Raw genomic sequence first — 20,481 nt, 5'->3', positions numbered from 1 at the left:
AATAAAATATCTTATACTATTGTAACAGACAACCAATTAATTATTAACAGACTTTTTCTCCGAACGTTTATTCGCTATAATGAATGTAATGAGGTGATTGTATGAAACTGAAAAAAAACTTACAAGAAATTCTAATTGATTTAAAAATAAATGATCATTTTAAAGAAAATATCGTTACTTGGAAGACAATAGAAGCAAAGAACGCCCAAACTGTGTCTCTTCCAGAAAACCTGCATCCAGCTTTGAGAGAATCCTTGGGGAGTAAAGGCATAGAGAAATTATACACCCATCAAAAAAAAGCATATGACAACATTATGGATGGAAATAGTATTGTAGCAGTTACACCTACTGCATCAGGAAAAACACTTTGTTATAATCTTCCGGTTTTACAAAGTATTTTATCCAACCCAAATACTAGGGCTCTTTATATGTTCCCCACAAAGGCACTGGCACAGGATCAAAAGAGTGAAATCAATGAGATCATCCAGGCAGCAGGAATGGATATTAATAGTTACACCTATGACGGTGATACACCAGCTAATATCCGCCAAAAGGTCCGCAAAGCAGGACATGTTGTCATAACGAATCCAGATATGCTTCATTCAGCAATCCTTCCGCATCATACCAAGTGGGTTTCACTCTTTGAAAATCTCAAATTTGTTGTAATTGATGAGCTTCATACCTATCGAGGTGTATTTGGAAGCCATGTTGCCAACGTTATTCGCAGGTTAAAGCGAATTTGTCGTTACTATGGAAGTAATCCAGTTTTTATCTGTACTTCTGCAACCATTGCCAATCCGCTTGAGCTGGCTGAGAAGTTAACAGACGAAAAAATGGTTCTGGTTGATAATAATGGTGCACCGAGTGGAACGAAACACTTTCTTTTCTATAATCCGCCAATTGTTAATAAGCCTTTAAATATTAGAAGAAGTGCAACTCTTGAGGTACGGAAAATCGCTGGTGAATTGTTAAAGAATAAGATTCAAACCATTGTCTTTGCTAGGAGCAGGGTTCGGGTTGAAATCATACTAACCTATTTGCAGGAGCTGGTGAAAAATCAATTAGGGCCGAAATCTATTATGGGTTATCGCGGCGGCTATTTGCCAACCGAACGAAGAAGAATTGAAAAAGGACTTCGCTCGGGAGATATTTACGGAGTAGTCAGTACGAATGCACTCGAGCTTGGAGTGGACATAGGTCAGCTCCAGGTTTGTATCATGACGGGATATCCAGGAACCATTTCTAGTGCATGGCAGCAAGCGGGGCGGGCTGGAAGGCGGCACGGGGAAGCATTGGTTATTATGGTTGCAAGTTCAAGCCCGCTAGATCAGTATATCATTCAAAACCCAGAGTACTTTTTTAATAAAAGCCCAGAAACCGCTAGGATAAATCCTGATAACTTAATTATTTTAATTGATCATATGAAGTGTGCTGCTTTCGAACTGCCTTTTAAAGCGGATGAGAAGTTCGGAAACGTCGGAACACAGGAGTTGCTCGAATATCTCACAGAGGAGCGAATTCTGTACCAGAATGGTGATAAATGGTACTGGATGAACGATTCTTTCCCTGCTCATAACATTAGTTTGCGTTCTGCTTCACAGGAGAATGTTATCATCGTTGATCAGTCAGATGTTGCTAATGCGAGGGTAATCGGAGAAATGGATCGGTTCTCTGCCATGACACTACTGCATGATGAAGCGATTTATCTTCATCAGGGAACCCAATTTCAAGTGGAGAAGCTGGATTGGGAAGAAAAGAAGGCATTTGTCCGTGAGGTTGACGTGGATTATTTTACAGATGCTAATTTAGCGGTCCAACTAAAAGTGTTGGAAGAGGACAAGGTTAATCGTTTAGAGTATGCAGAAATCGGTTATGGTGATGTCAGCGTTCGAGCTATGGCCACAATTTTTAAGAAAATTAAATTTGAAACACATGAAAATATAGGTTCAGGCCCTATACACCTGCCGGAAGAAGAGCTGCATACAAGCGCTGCTTGGATTTCCTTAAATAAATCGTTCACAGAAATGGGACAAGAGCGATTAGAGCAGGGACTTGTTGGGACAGCACATGCTTTAAATCATATTGCTCCCTTATTTGTAATGGCAGACCCGCAAGATATACATGTCATTCCTCAGGTAAAAGCTGATCATAATGAAAAACCGACGATATTCTTCTATGATCGTTATCCCGGTGGTATCGGTTTAAGCGAGAAAATTCACATGGGAATGCCGGAGGTTTTTGCAGAAACGATGAAAATGATTAAGAGCTGCAAGTGCCAGACGGGCTGTCCATCCTGTATTGGAACCGATACAGTGAGTGAAACCTCCAAAAATGATACATTAAATATTATTGAAGCTTTTATTAATCCTTCTGTCTTAAACGAGGTCGTTAAAGAATGTCATTGAAAAATAAATTGAATCGTTTAAAACCACATATTTCTGGGGGAGTACAAGGAGTAACGAGTAAAGACTCTCCAGAAACGTCCCGTGTTGAAATACCTTACCTTTCTATATGGGAAGGTGAAAATGTAACCCCCTATTATATGGATCAGGATTATTGTCTCATTCGTGAAGTGAAATATCCTTTATCACAAAAGCACGGGCATTATTATTTTCATGATTTCCTAAGAGCTGTAGAGATCTGGAATAAGCAGCCAATAAATCATCCCTTATCAGCAGAAGGTCATACTGCTGAAGAATTATTCTTTTTTGATACAGAAACGACGGGACTTGGCGGTGGAGTTGGGAATACAATTTTTTTACTTGGCTATGCAAGTGTCGCAGGTGATAATCTTGTTCTAAGACAGCATATTCTTCCACACCCGGGTGCTGAAGTTCCCTTGTATCAAAGCTTTCTTGAACAAGTAAACTATAAGACATTGGTTACGTATAATGGCAAATCCTTCGATTGGCCACAAGTAAAAACCAGGCATACTCTTGTAAGAGAGCATGTCCCAAAGCTCCCAGCTTTTGGACACTTTGATTTGTTTCATGCTGCCAGGAGACTTTGGAAACATAAATTGGATCGTCTAAAGCTTGCGGTGGTTGAAAAGGATGTCTTAGGAATCGTAAGGGAAGATGACATCCCGGGTTATTTAGCACCAATGATTTATTTTGATTTCATAGAAAGTAAACAGCCGGATGGAATGCTTGGAATCATAAAACACAATGAAATTGACATATTATCCTTGGTCACCTTATACACTCATCTAACTTTCCAACTTTGCGGGCTGGACAGCAATCAAACACGGAAAGAATACTTTGAAGTGGGAAGATGGTATGCGTCTCTTGGGGAGAAGGGTGAGGCTGTCAAGGTGCTGACGAAGCTTGTGGAAGGCAGTGATTATACATCTTTACAAGCAAAGCTTACATTAGCCTATCAGTCTAAAAAAGAGCAAAACTGGGAAATTAGTTTACCTTTATTTCTAGAGGTGGCAGATGCCCAAGATCATCAGCTTAGTCCTGATGCGTGTATAGAAGCAGCAAAAATATATGAACATAAGATAAAGGATTACAAGCTTGCCTTGGATTATTGTCTAATGGCCATGGAAATAGCAGGCAGCACAAAGGTTTCAGACCCAAAAACGCAGCAACAGCTTGAACACAGGCTGAAACGTTTAGAGGGGAAATTCGCTAAATTTCCCAGGTAAGCGCACGATTCGGCAATAAACTATATTAAAATATATAATTCGTCAAAACCAGTGTATTTGTAACAAAAAATTCACATTTAAATTCAATTTCCCGTATTGTTTCTTATAGTTGAACCATGTAAAATAGTAAACTGTGAGTAAAAAACGACTATAAAACAATAATGGGGTAGATACTATGTATAAAGCAATCTTGTATTTATTTTTTGTTGTCGTTTGTTTGACTGCAGTACTTTTTTCAAGCTTAAAAGATAACTTATATTCAATGCTATAAAAGTAAAAAGCGCTATTCAGTTATAGACGTTTATCACTATAGTTTTGAAATAGATATTTGTCTAAGTGAAGTTAATCTTAAATAGATATATGAAAAATAGGTATTTTCATTAGTACAAGAAATACTCTCCTATCATAGGCTGTTAATGTAAACAGAATATATATTTGAAGGGAGAGCTTAAATTGTATCTTGGAACTAATTTTGCGCCGCCAGTCATTCATCCGACTAAACAAATCGTAAACCATACTTTCTCAACAACCGTGGTTCCGCACATTCATCCAACACATACAACAACTATTAATCACCATATGTTCCAGCATAAACACTATTGTCCTCAAACTGCTTCTTGTGCACAAGATTGTTGTCATCAACACATTAACTGCTGTGGAGGTGGCATGCCGGCACCTATGCCAACGGCTGTTGCAGGAGCTCAGAGTAATGCATTACCTCCTGGAAACAACATGCCGCCGAATATGGGGCCAGGTATGATGGGACCGGGTATGGGACCAGGAATGATGGGACCGGGTATGGCTCCAGGAATGGGACCAGGCATGGCTCCTGGAATGGCTCCAGGTCAATTCCCACGTCCTCGCCGTTTCTTTGGATAATAAAAAAACAAGGGCATTTGCCCTTGTTTTTTTTATTAACTTTGATATCTTAATTTAAAAGCCGGAATAAGGAGGAGAGATTTGATTAAAGTATTAGCGGTATCAGGTTACAAACCCTTTGAATTAGGAATTTTCAAAAACGATCATCCTTCTGTTACGTTTATTAAATCTGCCCTAAAAAAAGAACTCATTCAAATGATTGAGGATGGACTTGAGTGGGTCCTGATTAGCGGACAGCTGGGTGCAGAATTATGGGCTGCAGAGGTTATCTTTGAGCTGAAATTAGATTATCCTGAAGTAAAGCTTGCTGTTATAACACCCTTTTTAGAGCAAGAGGCTTCCTGGAGTGAGAACAATACTGAGTGGTATAAATCAATATTGGCACGAGCAGATTTCATTGATTCCGTGACAAAGAAACGATACGAAAAACCTTGGCAGTTCCGCTTGAAAAATCAATTTTTTATTGAGAAAAGTGACGCCCTTCTTTTGTTATATGATCAAGAAAAAGAAGGAAGCCCGAGATACATATACGAAATGGCTATTCATTATCAAAACAATCATTCTTATCCGGTCAAGCTGATTACATTTTATGATCTGCAGGTAATCGTAGAAGAAGAGGAGCTCAGACGTTCAGATTTTTAAAGGATGCGCAAAAAATGAAAGCTATATGTATTAATGTGAAAGAAGAATTGACAAAACCACTTATTTTTGGAAAAATAATAGGTAATGATTGGCGAATGACTTGAGGTGAATTGAATGGTGACCGATAAAGTGAAACTAACCGCTAAGGATATATTAGAAAAAGAATTTAAGACCGGTGTCCGAGGGTATAAACAGGAAGATGTAGATAAGTATTTGGACTTAATTATTAAGGATTATGAAATGTTTTATCAAGAAATAGAAGATCTGCAGCAAGAAAATCTTCGTTTACGTAAGCAGCTGGAAGAAGCATCTAGAAGGCAGCCAGTAACACAGCCTGCTGGGACAACGAACTTTGATATCTTAAAACGTTTATCGAACTTAGAAAAACATGTTTTCGGTAACAAGCTGTACGATTAACAAACAGTACCTTGATTTCCAGTTTAGTACCATTGATTATTGAAACACAAATGCATATAATATAAAAGTATTCATTAATTACGTTCGGGTAATCGCTGCAAGAAGCATTTGCTTGCTTGTAGAGGAAAGTCCATGCTCGCACGAGCTGAGATGCTCGTAGTGTTCGTGCCTAGCGAAAACATAAGCTAGGGCAGTTTGAGCCATTGGTTTGGCTGACGGCCGGGAAAATACCTAAGTCCCAAAAGGATATGGTATGAATACCTATAAAAGTGCCACAGTGACGGAGCCTTTTCAGAAATGAAAAGGGTGGAACGAGGTAAACCCCGCGAGCGAGAAACCCAAATAATGGTAGGGGCACTTTCTCTGAGGAATTGAACGAGGAGAAGGACAGATTCCTTGCGAATCTGTAGATAGATGATTACCACCTAAGTACGAGACGTATAAACGTCGTTTGTAGTACACTGGTACAGAACATGGCTTACAGAACGTTATTAATGTTAATAAAGTTAAGGCATGCGACTCTCCTATGAGGAGGGTCTTTTTACTTTTATATGATTGGTCGATTTTGCATGGGATGACTGATTCTGGTCTATAATGGTATGATAGGCAAGCATACATTCATACATAATAAGGTAAAAAGTTAAGGGTGGAATAAATGGGAAAATATCAATTAATTGCGACCGCTGCAATGGGATTAGAAGCATTAGTGGCAAAAGAAGTACGTGCTCTCGGTTATGAGTGTGAGGTTGAAAATGGCAAGGTCATTTATACGGGTGATGAAACTGCGATTGCCCGAAGCAATATGTGGCTTCGAACAGCAGACCGAGTTAAAATAAAAGTCGGCGAATTTAAAGCCTATACCTTTGATGAATTATTTGAAAAAACAAAGGCATTACCATGGGAAAAGTATCTCCCTGAAGATGCAGAGTTTCCTGTAACAGGCAAATCAGTAAAGTCAAAACTATTTAGTGTTTCAGATTGTCAAGCCATTGTGAAAAAAGCGGTGGTGGACCGAATGAAAATTCATTATAAGCGGAGCTCTTGGTTTGAAGAGACAGGGGCATATTATCGAATTGAAGTGGCATTGTTAAAAGATGTTGCCACCATAACAATAGATACAAGTGGTCAAGGACTCCACAAAAGAGGATACCGTGTTGATCAAGGTGAAGCTCCATTAAAGGAAACCCTTGCAGCAGCCTTGGTGTCGCTTACGAATTGGAATCCTGATAAACCATTTATCGACCCCTTCTGTGGATCAGGTACGATTCCAATTGAAGCGGCGATGATTGGGCAAAATATTGCTCCTGGTTTTAATCGTGAATTTGTATCAGAAAGCTGGAATTGGATTCCCGGTAAAGTATGGGATGAGGCGCGTACAGAAGCCGAGGACCTGGCAAATTATGACCAGCCATTGGATATAATGGGGACTGATATTGACCATCGGATGATCAAAATTGCTCAAGAAAACTCCTTTGAGGCTGGTCTTGGAGACCTTATCCAATATAAACAAATGCAAGTAAGAGATATTACAACCACCAAAGAATATGGCGTGATTGTTGGAAATCCCCCATATGGAGAAAGACTTGGTGAGAAAAAAGCTGTTGAGCAAATGTACAAGGAAATGGGACAAGCTTTTAGTAACCTTGACACCTGGTCTATCTATATCATGACATCTAATGAAGAGTTCGAACAATTTTATGGAAAGCCAGCTACAAAAAAGCGAAAGCTGTTTAATGGGTTTATTCGCACAGACCTTTATCAATATTGGGGTAAGAGACCTCCCCGTACAATTGAATAGTACCAATCAGACCAATTGGAGCCTGCTGAAGAAGGCTCCATTTCATTCGTTTATAGGAGGGGTATAGATGCAAGGGAAAATTCCATTTACAGTTTCAAAAACAGAATCATTTTATGACAAGCTTAGTGAGTGGATCGGTGATTTATTTTATGATATTTTACCCGAGGCTGGGTTTGAATTGCGTGATGAACAGATCTTTATGGCTTTCCAGCTGGAGAAAGCATTTAAGGACAAGAAAGTTATGTTTGCTGAAGCAGGAGTTGGGACAGGGAAGACAATTGTTTATCTGCTTTATGCAATTATGTATGCCAGGTATACAAATAGACCAGCAATTATTGCCTGTGCCGATGAAACATTAATCGAGCAGCTTGTTAAAAAGGAAGGTGACATTGCTAAGCTCGAGAAGGTCCTTGGGCTCAATATTGATGTAAGATTGGCAAAATCGAGAGACCAATACCTTTGCTTAAAAAAGCTTGATTATGTGAGACATGAAGACTTTAATGATGATATTGCTGGAATTTATGAGGAATTACCTGATTTTGTTCACAGTGATGGCTCTATGCAAAAGTTTGAGAGATATGGTGACCGCAGGGATTATCCTTCATTGTCTGATGATACATGGGGGAAGATTAATTGGGATATGGTTCAGGACTGTTTCTCCTGCGAAAAGAGACATCGCTGCGGACTTACACTTAATCGTGATTTCTATCGTCATGCCAAGGATTTAATTATTTGTTCGCATGACTTCTATATGGAGCATATTTGGACAAAAGAATCACGAAAACGCGAAGGTCAGCTCCCGTTATTGCCTGACCACTCTTCCGTTGTGTTTGATGAAGGACATTTACTTGAATATGCAGCACAAAAAGCGTTAAGTTACCGATTCACCGATAATACACTAGAAACCTTACTAACAAGGCTGATGGAAAATGAAGTGCGTGAAAAAACGTTATATACCATTGAGGAAGCATTGTTAGATAATGATAAATTCTTTAGTGCGATTTCACAGTATTCTGTCCCGTCTGAAGGGTCAGAAAAACAAATGATTACTATGAATCCTGCCTTAATAAAATATGGTACGGTGCTATTAAATAGGCTTCAAGCAATAGAAGAAGAGCTCGTCTTTGAAAGTGAATTGTACGTGATTAATGAATATGATTTGAAAATTGTAGAGGAATATTTAGAGCAAATTACTTACTCGTTATCGTTATTCCTTAAAGAGATGAACGGGATTACTTGGTTCGAGGAAAAAGGCTATGAGCGAACACTTGTCATCATGCCAAAAATGGTTGAAGAAGTGATGAGAGATGAAGTGTTTGTGCAGAAAAAACCGTTTATCTTTTCATCTGCAACTTTATCGAACGATAAAAAGTTTGATTATATTGCGGGCAGCTTAGGAATTAAAGAGTATTTATCCTTTTCAGTGGAGTCACCATTTGATTATGAAGAAAAAATGAAGGTCTTTATGCCGAAATTCAATCAAAACTCGTTGGAGGATAGACTCGATTATTGTTTAAGTAAAATTGTTCAATCAGAGGGTAGAGCACTGATTCTCCTAAACAATCAAAATGAATTAAACAGCTTGAAACAACAGCTTTCAGGGAATATTCCGTACCCAGTGTACTTCGAGGGTGACGAGGAAATTAGTACTCTTGTTTCTAAGTTCCAAAATGAAGAGCATTCTATACTTTGTACGATCCATCTTTGGGAAGGTCTAGACATCCCAGGAAGATCGTTAGAAAATGTCATGATTTTTTCACTGCCTTTCCCGCCAAATGATCCTGTGTTCACAGCAAAACGAAATGGTGTAGCAAATCCATTTGAAGAAGTGGATTTACCTTACATGCTGCTTCGCTTACGACAGGGAATTGGCCGCCTAATTAGAAGTGAACATGATCAGGGCAGTGTTCATATTATGCTGGATGAGAATATCGATTCAGCGTTATTACAGAAAATTAAAGATGTCCTGCCAACAGATGCAGTGGAAGTATAGAAAAAAGGTCAGCTATGGCAGCTGACCTTTTTCTTATCTGCCTAATAAACGCAGACCCTCTGGTGTCATTTTTTCTGGTGACCACGCAGGTTCCCATACAAGATTAACATCAACATTTCTTGTTTCTTCAATTCCTTGCACAGCATATCGAACGCCTGTAGTAATACTGTCATGCAGTGGACATCCAGGTGTTGTTAACGTCATCGTCACATTGACATCATTTTCTACTGTAACATCAACATGATAAATTAACCCTAGGTCAACCACATTAATATTTAGTTCAGGATCATATACACTTCTTAATGCTTCTATTACTTTTTCTTTTACGTTCATGTTAATCACCCCATTATTTTTTTAGTACACCCAAAATAGTAAGTGCAATAGCAACAAATACAATTGATAGTACAAATTGTCCAATATTGAAGAGAAGAATGCTTTTAAATATGATCGATAGAAAAACAGCAAGGACTGCGATTACAAATACGGAAAAGAAGGGAACAACCACTTTTTCATTCATCACATCTTTTAAGGAAGGAACCGCCTTTTTTCCCATTTCTTTACTGTATTTATAAGTCCACCATAGAAAAGGTACAATCTTAAATAGGTATCCCATAATACTTAGGACAATCCAAAGCAATAAATAAAGATATACCAATGGCCCGATTAGAATAGAAAAATGGTCAGTCCATAAGGCAATAAATGCTGCTAAATGGATGAGGTTTCCTAAGCCTATAGCTCCTAAAGCATAGGAAAACGAATGGTCTAGTTTCTTTTTCAGCCGTTTTTTAATGATTATAGATACATGCCAGGTGAAAACGGAAAAGCCTGCAAATAGTAGGAAAAATCCCGATTTTAATAGATAACTATTATCATTAAAAAAGGAAATAAGAGTGACTGCCAGACCCGCCATATATAAACCATATACATATCGTGCATGAATCATAGGGAACCCATGTGATAATGAAAACATAGGTGCCATTTTATATGAAAAACCAAAAATTAATAGCGTAAACCAGCCTGTGACACCCATTAATAGATGACTTTTAAAGATTGCTTGGTAGAACTGGGCAGCAAAACCTGTTTGAAGAGAAAATATTAATGTAATTCCTAGGAATATCGTTAAAAATAAGCATACAAGAGCACTGCCGACAAAGGCTGTCAGGATATTTGGTTTTGCCTGCTTTCTTAAAGTCATAAACATTTGAAATAAAAACATTAAGATACCAAGCAGCATGAATATCCCTGGTACTAATGCCTTTTGTGGCGAGACGTATAGCATCCATGAAAAGGACGCAATACCAATTGCAGTAACAAAAAACTGAACAAAGCCAAATTTCTCATTCCATATTTTTGTTAAGAAAGCAACCGGAACAAGCTGATACATTGCACCCATTGCGACCATTAGTGCCCATCCTAAGACAAGTAAATGGGCAGCTGACCAAATTGCAGGTATGCGGAAGCTGCCATCCACAAGCATTTGTCCATTTACTAACACTAAAATTTGTGATAATACGAGAGCGACTAAACTGAATATAATAAATGAGAAAGGAAGCTTGATATTTGTTTCACTTCCCATCGTGTTAGGCACCATACTCTTACACCTTCTTATCGGAATATCTCAATTTTGAAACTTCCATCGTTTTGTGGTTCTGTCCGCTGCTTATAGCCAAGCTCCTCAAGCTGCTCATAGAGGAACATCGGCCTTCTATCATTGATAATTGTTAAAACCTCACCATCAGCTAAATTCTCTAATGCTGCTAGAGTTCTCATCATTGGCTGCGGCGGTTCTAAACCTCGATTATCAAGAATCATAATATAATCACCTTTTCTATTATAAACTCTTAGTAAAAGTAACTTTCCAGTGCTTGTTTTCAATCTCTTCTGCTTCATGGGAAAAGCCTTTAGCTTTTAACACGGCAAACAATGGTACAGGCTTGAAAGGTGCGTGAAGGATAAAAATATCATTTTCCTTAACTTCTTTAATAGCTTCCATAATTTTTTGGAAAGGTTCAATCTTATTCTTTAAGTCTTCTCTGACATCCAGCTCAATAATTTTTTGTTCCATTTTTAACAGCTCCTCGAATGATTTTTAATAGAATAATTCCTGCTCCAGTGCTTCGCGATTGATTAAATAAAGTCCATCCTCGCGTTGGTGAATATAGTTTTTCTTTTTCAGATGGTTAATGGTTCTACTGACTGTTTCCCTAGAAGTTCCAATCATATTAGCCAGTTCTCTGTTTGTGAATTGTGTTGTTAACTGAAATCTGCTGCCAACCTGTTCTCCGTTGGACTGGCAAAGTCTTATAAGAAGCAATACGATTTGTTCAAAGGTGTTATGGAGGACTTGTGCCTCTAATCTGCCTTGGAGGTCAACGATTTTCTCTCCTAACACTTTAAAAAGCTTTATGCAAAGCTCGGGGTATGAGATAAGCGTCTCTTCAAACTTGTCAATAGGAATAACAATGAGAGTTGCCTCTTCTAAAACCTCTGCATGTGCTGGAAAGTTTCCATTACGGAAGAATCCAGCGTGTGGAAACATTTCACCAGGTTCGAGTACCGAAACAATTTGTTCCTTCCCAGAAAAGTCTGTTTTATAGATTTTGATTTTTCCAGAATGGATAAAAAATACGCGGTCCAGTGGATCATCCTGCATAAAAACATACATCTTCTGCTTATAAAAGCGAGTTAAAGCAATATTTATAAATGGCTCTAACTCTTCATCAGATAATTCTTTGAATAGGGGGACATCCGATAATCTTTTTTTTATGTCCTCTTGCTTCATTAACATCACCTTCGTATTAGTAATTCTTAATTACTTTCATTTTAGCAGTGAATGGAAAACAATTATGTGACCTCCATCATAGTTCGCAAATTTCTTTGAAAATTATTCTCAATAAAAAAAACCGCAAGATTTAATCTTGCGGATTTTCTTCGTTTTTTAATTCATCGCAGCATTCAAAGCAATAGATCTTACCTTCATCAGATTGTACCCCGTTAAAGAAGCCATCTAAACAATAAATCTCTTTTCTACATGCTGTACATTTCCCAACTAATTCTCTCATCCAATTTCTCCTTTCATTAGTATTAGCAAAATCATCTTGCAGGTGTGATAGTTAGCACTATGGCGAGAATAGAAATTTTCTATAATAAAGTAGAAGTTAGCATATTAAAGGAGTGAACATGAATGCAAACATACGCAACGATTATCCATGTGCCAGATTATCCACCACGTGAAAAACATTCAACTATATTTAAAGGTTTTGACGAATTAAAATCTGGAGAATTTATGCAAATTGTAAATGACCATGATCCTAGACCTCTTCAGTATCAGTTTATGATGGAAAGACCTGAAGAATTTACGTGGGAATACGACGAGCAGGGGCCAGAAGTTTGGAAGGTATCCATCGGTAAGAAGTAATACGGTTTCTCTGACAATCATGATTACTAAAATTAACTTCTCTAAAGCAATTTACTTTTTTATTCTTTTAGGAATCATCCTCTTTCCCTAAATACTATTTTACAACAGAATTTATTTCTGTTGTTTTTTTATCCTTAGATTTTCAGAAAAATATGATAAAATACAAGTGGTTATTAAAAAGGGGGATTTTGTATGAGCCTGACGCCAGAGCAAGCTGAAAAGAAGTTTTTAGAATATGTCAAGAAAATGAGTGCGTACAATGAGGCGCTTGGATTGATTTATTGGGACCTAAGGACAGGAGCTCCCAAGCAAGGTATGAATCAACGATCTGAAGTAATTGGCATGCTTTCATCAGAAGTTTTTAAAATGTCCACATCGGAAGATATGGCAGCATACATAGCAACTTTATCTAAAAATAAACTATCCGAAACTACACGTAAAATTCTTGAGGAATGTAAAAAAGAATACGAACGCAACAAAAAAATTCCAGCAGATGAATACAAGGAGTATGTTATTCTTCAGGCCAAAGCAGAATCTGTCTGGGAGGAGGCAAAGGAAAAGGCAGATTTTACTTTGTTCAGACCTTACCTTGAGAAGCTGGTAGAAACGACGAAGAGGTTCATCAATTATTGGGGACATACAGGAAACCGCTACGATGTGCTGCTGGATTTATATGAACCTGGTATGACGGTTGAAGTCCTTGATCAGGTATTCGGCGATTTAAGGGCGAAAATCGTGCCGTTGGTCAAAAAGATTGCAGATTCTCCAAACAAACCTAAAACGGAGTTCCTATTTAAAACATTTAAAAAGGAAAAACAGCGTGCATTAAGTCTTGAAATCCTTGCAAAAATGGGCTATAACTTCGATGCAGGCAGGCTTGATGAAACAGTGCATCCGTTTGCAACTGGTTTAAATCCAGGAGATGTCCGTGTCACAACTAATTATGATGAACAAGATTTTCGTACGGCTGTTTTCGGTACCATACATGAAGGTGGTCACGCATTATACGAACAAAATATTTCTAAAGACTTAATTGGCACACCATTATGTACGGGAACGTCAATGGGGATACACGAATCACAATCACTTTTCTATGAAAATATTGTCGGTCGAAGCCTTTCTTTTTGGAAAAGTAATTACGAACTATTAAAAACATATGCTACAGGTCAGTTTGATGACGTAACTATAGAAGAGTTCTACAGGGGGATAAATGAATCGAAGCCTTCGCTTATTAGAATCGAAGCAGATGAATTAACGTATCCTCTTCATATCATTATCCGATATGAAATCGAAAAAGGATTATTTAACGGTGAGATTGAAGTTAAGGACCTTCCACAGGTTTGGAATCATTTATATCAAGAATATTTAGGGATTACACCAGAGAATGACGCCAAAGGTGTACTGCAGGATGTACACTGGGCAGGAGGCAGTTTTGGATATTTCCCATCATACGCGCTGGGCTACATGTATGCTGCTCAATTTAAGAATAAAATGCTCGAAGATCTTCCTAACTTCGACCAGCTGTTAGAAGAAGGGAATTTGCTGCCAATCAAAGAATGGCTGAACAAAAAAATTCACCAATATGGTAAACAGAAGAAACCATTAGAAATCCTTCAAGATGTAACTGGTGAAGGTCTAAATGCTCAATATCTAACTGATTATTTGTACGAAAAATATGGTAAGGTATATCAACTTAATTAATAATAAAAAGGGGAAGGGAGATTAAATGCCCTTCTTCTTTATTTAGTAAGGTGTGTGTGTGATGGGGAAGTTCGGTCCAATACTTCTAATAGCAATTAGTGCAAGTATATGGGGAATCATAGCAATTTTTGTTAGAAAACTGGCAAGCCTAGGATTTACACCAATGGAGATTGTTACAATTAGAGTAGTAACTGCCGTCTTATTGCTTGGGATGATTGGCTTGCTAAAATACCCAGGACAGATGAAAATACAGCTGTGTGATGGAAAATACTTTATCGGAACAGGCATATTTAGTATTGTATTGTTTAATTGGTGCTATTTCACTTCCATAAATCAACTGAGTTTATCTTTCGCTGTTATTTTACTTTATACTGCACCCGCCTTTGTGGTTATCCTTTCTTATTTGTTTTTAAAAGAACGGATGGACTCTATGAAGGTTATTTCAGTCGTCGGGACCTTAATTGGCTGTATATTAATTGCTGGGATTAATTTAAAAGAAACACCATCGATGAACCTAATTGGGATCATAACAGGACTAGGGGCAGGTTTTGGTTACGCCTTATACACGATATTCGGTAAATTTGCTTTAGTAAAATATCGCCCCTTCACTGTTACTTTTTACACGTTCCTAGTGGCTTCTATTACATTATTACTATTTACAGATTTATTCGAAAAAGGGAGTATTCTATTAAGCAGAGATGTCATTCTTTACGGATTAGGGTTAGGCCTATTTCCAACGGTTTTAGCATACTTATTCTATACAAAGGGACTTGAGAAAATGGAAAGCAGCAAAGCCTCTATCATTGCAACTGTGGAGCCTGTTGCTGCAACCTTACTAAGTGTTTTCTTATTTAAAGAAGACTTTGGGATTCTACAATTTATTGGAACTGCTATTATTCTATTATCAGTGATTCTAATAAATTTGCCGAAGACATTCTTTAAAATAGATAACAAAAAAAGGCTTCAGTTTTAAATGAAGCCTTTTTCATATTTGTTACCAGGAACCCCATGTTTTAAATCCTGGTGAGCCTGGAGGTGCATTTTGAATCATATCGATAAAAGGTATGGTGTATGCGAATAAAATTAGGGCTGCTGTGATACCAAGCCATAATTTCCAGTTTTCAAAGATCATTGGTGCTTTTTCTTCAAGATTCTCTGCTTCTCCTACAGGGAACTCTTCTTCACCTTTAGGAGCAAAGAAAGCAAGATTTACAAAGATGATAATCATCAAAATGATTCCAAGGAATAAAATAGATCCGCCAACCGCCTGTGCAATTTGGTAAGGAATCCATTCTATTGCTTGTGCCGAATCTCCATAAGTTGAGTAGGCAGAGCGTCTAGGACCGCCAAGAAGTCCTTGGAAGTGCATAGCGCCTGACATGAAAGCCATGCCAACAAACCAAACCCAACCTTGAATAATAGCTAATTTGTTCATTGCTTTCGTTAATACACGACCAGTTAAATGAGGAACAAGCCAGAATGTAATCCCAAAGAACGTTAAAACAACTGAGGTTGCAGCAGTTAAATGGAAGTGACCTGTTACCCAAATTGTATTGTGAACCACTTGGTTCATTTGGTTGGAAGCGTTAATGATACCGCCTGCACCCGCAGGGATAAAGCTGGCCATCCCAATGAAAGGTACCGTAAATCGAGCGTCTTTCCAAGGTAAAACCTTGAACCAGCCAAAAAGTCCAGTTGCACCTTTAGAACGGCCATATCTCTCAAACGTTGCGAACAATGAAAATGCCGTCATTAAGGATGGAATGATTACCATAAAGGTAAGAACTACCTGTAAAAACTTCCAAGCTGGATCAATTCCCGGCTCAGTTAACTGATGGTGGAATCCGACTGGAATTGAGAAAAGTAAAAAAAGAATAAAAGAAAGACGTGCTAATGAATCCGAGAAAATTTTTCCGCCAATAATTTTTGGAATAATTGCATACCAGCACATATAAGCAGGCAGTAACCAAAAATATACGAGCGGGTGTCCGAAATACCAGAATAAAGTACGGCTGACTAACACATCGACAGTGTCTACTAAGCCAAGTGACCATGGGAGTAACTGGAATAGTACAGTTGAGGCGACACCAAGTGTAGCAACAATCCAAAGTACGGTATTAATGACAGCCATAAAGCTTAATAACGGGCTTGGTTTACCAGGGTTTTCCCTGCGCCATCTAGCATAGGTCATAATTTGGGCTGCGCCGTCAAGCCAGCTGCCTACTACAACAAATGTCATACCTAAGTAAAAAATCCAATGTGCTTTTAATGGTGCATAGAAGGTATAAAGAACAGAAGCTTCTTTAAGTAATACCATTGTAGCAGCCATAATTGTTCCTACCGTCATTACCCAGAAGCCAATCCAGCCAATTCGGCGTGCTGCTGGTGAATGAGTACCTGCCGTACGGCTTACCGCAGCATATTGGAATCCCATGATAAAGAACGTTGTTAAAACAAGACCCATTAATACACCATGAACGGTTAGAATTTGATAATAATCAATACCCCATGGAAGTTCAAATTTACCAGAGCGGACGAGGGTTTGCAGTAATCCCATTAAACCGCCTAGTGTAAGAGCAATAAAGGCAACATAAAAGTGTGCCATCGCAAGCTTACCATCACGCGGATCTACTTTTAATTTTGTTGTTTGGCTGCTCATTTTTTAACCACCTTTATTTTAGAACTCATTAAGTGGTGACCGGTACCGCAGTACTCGTTACAAACCACTAAATATTCGCCTTCTTTATCAAAAGTTGTGACAATCTCGTTTATATAGCCTGGTTCCAGCATCATATTGATATTTGTTCCAGCTACTTGGAAACCATGGATTACGTCCTTTGTTGTGGCCATAACTTTTACCTTCGCACCTAGTGGAACCTCTACTTCACCAGGATTATAGAAGAAGGCAGAAGCAACATACACTAATTCATAGTCCCACTCTTTTCCTTCAACCTTGTTTAATCCAGGTTTATCAAAAGGTGCCTGAGTATCCACCTTTTCTGGATCTATAGTAGTTAAGCAGCTTGGCGGCTTGTTACCTAAGTAAAAAGCGCTTACACCTACAACTGATAAGAAAACAACAAGAGCGCCAATCCCGAAGATAAGCCAAATTTTTTCAAACTTATGCATATGCATGTTTTTTTCCCCTCTCTCTTTAAAAACGGTCTAAGAACAAGAAATAGACACTTACCCAAGTGACAACTAAAAAGATTCCCAAAAAGAAAACGGACGCCAATGTCCCTTTAAGAGAAGAGCTGTCTTCAATTTCAGTTTTTTTATTTGTTTTCATTTCCGCTTTCGCCATCCCCCAGACCCCCTTTTTGAAAAGTTTAATTTTAAATAATAAGTTCTCTTTCATAATACAAAACAATTGTGAAGATAAAATAACAAATTTAACAGTTCACAAAATGTTCATTCCTTAGGTAAGTACTATGTTAATAGTATTAAATTGATATAACAGTGATTTATATCACAATAACAGGGATGAACTTGTGGCGATATTGTGAACTATCACTTAATACCTGTGATAAAAGTAATTGAAAATGACCTTTATCAAGATAAAAGCTTGTCTTTACAACGTTTGTCACAATTTTGAAACTTTTCAATAGAATGAAATAAAATGTATCTGAATTTCTAGAAGAGAGCGTGTTATTTATGGAAAAATATTATTGTGAACCATGCCGTCTTCTCTATGACGAAATCGAATATTGTAAGATCTGTGGATCTCTTGCAGATAAAAAGATAAAAATCGAGGTTCAAGCCCAGTCAGAAAAACAATAAAAGAAGACTGTATCTTGGGCTTTTTTTGTAAGAGCAAAATTGGAAAAGTTTTCGTAATGATTAGAGGCAATTTCTCAGTTATAATCAAAGAGCACAACAACAAAAACCTTCAAAACGTTGGCTTCCCTCTAGCAGGGAGGCTTTTTTTTGTACATATTTCTCCTTTATTTGGTAAAAATACCATTACCTACATAGGAGGAGAATGAACGAATGCCAACAATCCTTTCAATTGCAGAAGCAGTTCCAGAATTTGAAATTAAACAAGAGCAAGCGATTTCCTTTGCCAGAGAACTTTTTTCAGATAGGTTTAAAGATATCGAAAGGCTGCTAAAAGCCTTTCAAAACGGACAAATAGAGAAAAGGCATATTGTAAAAGAGATTAAGTGGTATAAAGAAGAACGTTCATTTGCGGAAAAGAATAATGCTTATATTGAATCTGCGGTAACACTGGGGAAGCAGGCGATTGAGGACTGCCTTACTAATAAGAGCTTTTTGAATAGAAATATCGACTGTGAAGAAATAGACGCTATTTTCTATATCTCGACCACGGGTATGGCCACACCGAGTATCGAAGCAAGGATAATGAATCTTCTCCCATTCGGTGAGCACACAAAAAGAATTCCGATATGGGGTCTTGGATGTGCTGGTGGTGCCGCTGGCCTATCGAGGGCATTTGAATATTGCACCGCTTACCCAGAGGCTTTGGTGTTGGTGCTTTCGGTTGAACTCTGCAGTTTAACCTTTCAGAGGAACGATTTTTCAAAGAGTAATTTAATTGGTACCTCATTATTTGCGGATGGGGTTGCCTGCGCGTTGGTATGTGGAAAAAAGGTTAATTTTGGTGATTTGTGCGCAAAAAAGACTTCACCTGCGATTATAAATACGCAGTCTACCTTAATGCCAGATTCTCTAGATGTTATGGGCTGGGATATTAGAGATCAAGGTCTTTTTGTTGTATTCTCTCGAGATATTCCAACTATTATTGAGGAGTGGCTAAGACCAAATGTGAGTAAATTTTTAACTCAGAATGGGTTAGAGCTGGCTGCAATAGAACATTTCATTGCCCATCCAGGCGGGAAGAAAGTGATAGACGCATATATCAAATCCTTAGGTATACCCGATTCTATGACAGATATTTCACTTGAAGTGCTCAAAAAATTTGGAAATATGTCTTCGGCAACAATACTATATGTCCTAAAAAGGTTCATGGAAAAAGGTGCTGAGGCAGGTGCATATGGATTATGCACTGCCCTTGGACCGGGATTTAGTTCGGAGCTGCTATTACTGAAATGGGGGTAAGGAATGATAATTTTTTCTATATTTATTTCAGTTATGATTGTTCAACGTTTACTTGAGCTGGTAATTGCACGAAGGAATGAAAGGTGGATGAAATCTCAAGGAGCAATAGAATTTGGTATGAAGCATTATCAATATATTGTGCTAATGCATTCATTGTTTTTTGCTGTTTTACTTTTTGAGAAAATTACCTTCTCACGAGAATTATCATCCATCTGGCCATTGTTAGCTGCTGTGTTTGTTTGTGCACAGCTGATTAGAGTATGGGCGATTTCTTCACTTGGCTCTTACTGGAATACGAAAATCATTGTCTTACCTAATGTTGATGTGGTCAGAAAAGGACCATACCGATATATTAAGCATCCAAACTATTTAGTGGTCTCCCTGGAGCTACTAGTTGTTCCACTTCTCTTTGGTGCATACATAACAGCGGTCTTGTTTACCTTATTAAATATCCTAATGCTTTCAATCCGGATACCAGCTGAGGAAAAGGCTCTCCGGGAGTTAACTCAATATGATGGCAGCTTTGGCACCTGTAATCGGTTTCTGCCAAAATTGTTAAATAAATATGACAATTAACTTTAGTGTATTGAAAATGATTATCAGTTGTGATATCCTCATTTTATAGAAGATGAAAATCATTCTCATCGCATCGAGCGGATAGGAAGGTGTAACTTATGGCGTTTGCATTTGTCGGAGGAACGGTAATCATATACGCATTTGTCATGAAACACGTCTTAAAAAATGTATCTCATAGATAATTTAGTAAGAGGCCAAGGAGAAATCCTTGGCCATTACTTTTATTTAGGACTAGGGTCAATGCAGGGGGTCTGAGTGACCTAGGAGCATGGGGTAAAGGAGTTTGAGTCAATGCAAGGTGTCTGGAGTGACCGAAGAGCATGGGAAAA

The 20,481-nt window shown here is 38.1% G+C and carries 21 protein-coding genes and 1 other RNA gene; 13 read left to right on the top strand and 9 right to left on the bottom strand.

From position 1 onward, the window contains the following. Positions 1–101: 101 nt before the first annotated feature. The 8 genes from H0184_RS06100 (at position 102) to H0184_RS06065 (ending at position 9,378) form a co-directional block, all read left to right on the top strand. Entirely contained in the window at positions 102–2,405 is a 2,304-nt protein-coding gene (locus H0184_RS06100; RefSeq protein ID WP_221822607.1) for a DEAD/DEAH box helicase, read from the top strand. Continuing rightward, complete coding sequence (locus H0184_RS06095) at positions 2,396–3,649, top strand: ribonuclease H-like domain-containing protein (RefSeq protein ID WP_221822605.1); 1,254 nt, start codon at positions 2,396–2,398, stop codon at positions 3,647–3,649. Before H0184_RS06100 ends, H0184_RS06095 begins: the two co-directional genes overlap by 10 nt. A gap of 453 nt (positions 3,650–4,102) precedes the next feature. Then, the gene (locus H0184_RS06090) at positions 4,103–4,528 is read left to right on the top strand and encodes a CotD family spore coat protein (protein ID WP_221822603.1); all 426 of its coding nucleotides are present in this window, start codon (positions 4,103–4,105) and stop codon (positions 4,526–4,528) included. Between the two features lie 84 nt (positions 4,529–4,612). Beyond that, entirely contained in the window at positions 4,613–5,170 is a 558-nt protein-coding gene (locus H0184_RS06085) for an SLOG family protein (protein WP_221823097.1), read from the top strand. Positions 5,171–5,284: 114 nt separating this feature from the next. Further along, positions 5,285–5,587: a cell division regulator GpsB gene (gene gpsB, locus H0184_RS06080; protein ID WP_221822602.1), complete on the top strand. Its 303-nt coding sequence runs from the start codon at positions 5,285–5,287 to the stop codon at positions 5,585–5,587. 80 nt (positions 5,588–5,667) lie between these two features. Beyond that, positions 5,668–6,073: RNase P RNA component class B (gene rnpB / locus H0184_RS06075), an RNA gene on the top strand. Between the two features lie 169 nt (positions 6,074–6,242). Next, positions 6,243–7,385 carry a THUMP domain-containing class I SAM-dependent RNA methyltransferase gene (locus H0184_RS06070; protein ID WP_221822599.1) on the top strand — a complete coding sequence of 381 codons (1,143 nt, stop codon included), beginning with the start codon at positions 6,243–6,245 and terminating at the stop codon, positions 7,383–7,385. A gap of 67 nt (positions 7,386–7,452) precedes the next feature. Continuing rightward, positions 7,453–9,378 (top strand): ATP-dependent DNA helicase, encoded by a 1,926-nt coding sequence (locus H0184_RS06065; RefSeq protein WP_221822597.1) that lies wholly within the window; start codon positions 7,453–7,455, stop codon positions 9,376–9,378. Between the two features lie 33 nt (positions 9,379–9,411). Here the strand turns inward: H0184_RS06065 and H0184_RS06060 are convergent, their stop codons facing one another. The 6 genes from H0184_RS06060 to H0184_RS06035 all read right to left on the bottom strand — a co-directional run bounded on the left by H0184_RS06060 (position 9,412) and on the right by H0184_RS06035 (position 12,440). Continuing rightward, positions 9,412–9,711, bottom strand: coding sequence for a metal-sulfur cluster assembly factor (locus H0184_RS06060; protein ID WP_221822595.1), 300 nt, complete (start codon positions 9,709–9,711; stop codon positions 9,412–9,414). Between the two features lie 13 nt (positions 9,712–9,724). Beyond that, positions 9,725–10,969, bottom strand: coding sequence for a hypothetical protein (locus H0184_RS06055; RefSeq protein WP_221822593.1), 1,245 nt, complete (start codon positions 10,967–10,969; stop codon positions 9,725–9,727). A gap of 14 nt (positions 10,970–10,983) precedes the next feature. After that, positions 10,984–11,190 carry a DUF2249 domain-containing protein gene (locus tag H0184_RS06050; protein ID WP_221822592.1) on the bottom strand — a complete coding sequence of 69 codons (207 nt, stop codon included), beginning with the start codon at positions 11,188–11,190 and terminating at the stop codon, positions 10,984–10,986. Positions 11,191–11,209: 19 nt separating this feature from the next. Then, on the bottom strand, positions 11,210–11,443 hold the full coding sequence (locus H0184_RS06045) for a DUF2249 domain-containing protein (RefSeq protein WP_221822590.1): 234 nt from the start codon (positions 11,441–11,443) through the stop codon (positions 11,210–11,212). A gap of 24 nt (positions 11,444–11,467) precedes the next feature. Continuing rightward, positions 11,468–12,160 carry a Crp/Fnr family transcriptional regulator gene (locus tag H0184_RS06040; RefSeq protein ID WP_221822588.1) on the bottom strand — a complete coding sequence of 231 codons (693 nt, stop codon included), beginning with the start codon at positions 12,158–12,160 and terminating at the stop codon, positions 11,468–11,470. A gap of 130 nt (positions 12,161–12,290) precedes the next feature. Next, positions 12,291–12,440: a hypothetical protein gene (locus tag H0184_RS06035; protein WP_221822587.1), complete on the bottom strand. Its 150-nt coding sequence runs from the start codon at positions 12,438–12,440 to the stop codon at positions 12,291–12,293. 122 nt (positions 12,441–12,562) lie between these two features. Here H0184_RS06035 and H0184_RS06030 point away from each other — a divergent pair, with 122 nt between their 5' ends. The 3 genes from H0184_RS06030 (at position 12,563) to H0184_RS06020 (ending at position 15,470) form a co-directional block, all read left to right on the top strand. Further along, positions 12,563–12,796: a DUF2249 domain-containing protein gene (locus tag H0184_RS06030; protein ID WP_221822586.1), complete on the top strand. Its 234-nt coding sequence runs from the start codon at positions 12,563–12,565 to the stop codon at positions 12,794–12,796. 192 nt (positions 12,797–12,988) lie between these two features. Continuing rightward, positions 12,989–14,497 carry a carboxypeptidase M32 gene (locus H0184_RS06025; RefSeq protein ID WP_221822585.1) on the top strand — a complete coding sequence of 503 codons (1,509 nt, stop codon included), beginning with the start codon at positions 12,989–12,991 and terminating at the stop codon, positions 14,495–14,497. A 61-nt stretch (positions 14,498–14,558) separates the two neighbouring features. Continuing rightward, complete coding sequence (locus tag H0184_RS06020; protein WP_221822584.1) at positions 14,559–15,470, top strand: DMT family transporter; 912 nt, start codon at positions 14,559–14,561, stop codon at positions 15,468–15,470. A gap of 21 nt (positions 15,471–15,491) precedes the next feature. Here the strand turns inward: H0184_RS06020 and H0184_RS06015 are convergent, their stop codons facing one another. From H0184_RS06015 to H0184_RS06005, 3 genes are read right to left on the bottom strand one after another with little or no spacing between them, the layout of a single operon-like run. Next, positions 15,492–17,156, bottom strand: coding sequence for a b(o/a)3-type cytochrome-c oxidase subunit 1 (locus tag H0184_RS06015; RefSeq protein ID WP_221822582.1), 1,665 nt, complete (start codon positions 17,154–17,156; stop codon positions 15,492–15,494). Next, positions 17,153–17,632 carry a cytochrome c oxidase subunit II gene (locus H0184_RS06010; protein ID WP_221822580.1) on the bottom strand — a complete coding sequence of 160 codons (480 nt, stop codon included), beginning with the start codon at positions 17,630–17,632 and terminating at the stop codon, positions 17,153–17,155. The genes H0184_RS06015 and H0184_RS06010 overlap by 4 nt, the downstream gene beginning before the upstream one ends. 19 nt (positions 17,633–17,651) lie before the next feature. Further along, on the bottom strand, positions 17,652–17,801 hold the full coding sequence (locus H0184_RS06005; RefSeq protein ID WP_221822579.1) for a cytochrome c oxidase subunit 2A: 150 nt from the start codon (positions 17,799–17,801) through the stop codon (positions 17,652–17,654). Between the two features lie 686 nt (positions 17,802–18,487). Here H0184_RS06005 and H0184_RS06000 point away from each other — a divergent pair. Together H0184_RS06000 and H0184_RS05995 are read left to right on the top strand one after the other, a co-directional pair. Beyond that, positions 18,488–19,576: a type III polyketide synthase gene (locus H0184_RS06000; RefSeq protein WP_221822578.1), complete on the top strand. Its 1,089-nt coding sequence runs from the start codon at positions 18,488–18,490 to the stop codon at positions 19,574–19,576. A 3-nt stretch (positions 19,577–19,579) separates the two neighbouring features. Beyond that, the gene (locus H0184_RS05995) at positions 19,580–20,152 is read left to right on the top strand and encodes an isoprenylcysteine carboxyl methyltransferase family protein (protein ID WP_260631463.1); all 573 of its coding nucleotides are present in this window, start codon (positions 19,580–19,582) and stop codon (positions 20,150–20,152) included. Positions 20,153–20,481 lie beyond the last annotated feature (329 nt).

It is taken from the genome of Neobacillus niacini (genome assembly GCF_019749295.1).
In the GTDB taxonomy this organism is placed as follows: Bacteria; Bacillota; Bacilli; order Bacillales; family Cytobacillaceae; genus Neobacillus; species Neobacillus niacini_D.
This window is presented reverse-complemented; position numbering and strand designations above follow the sequence as displayed.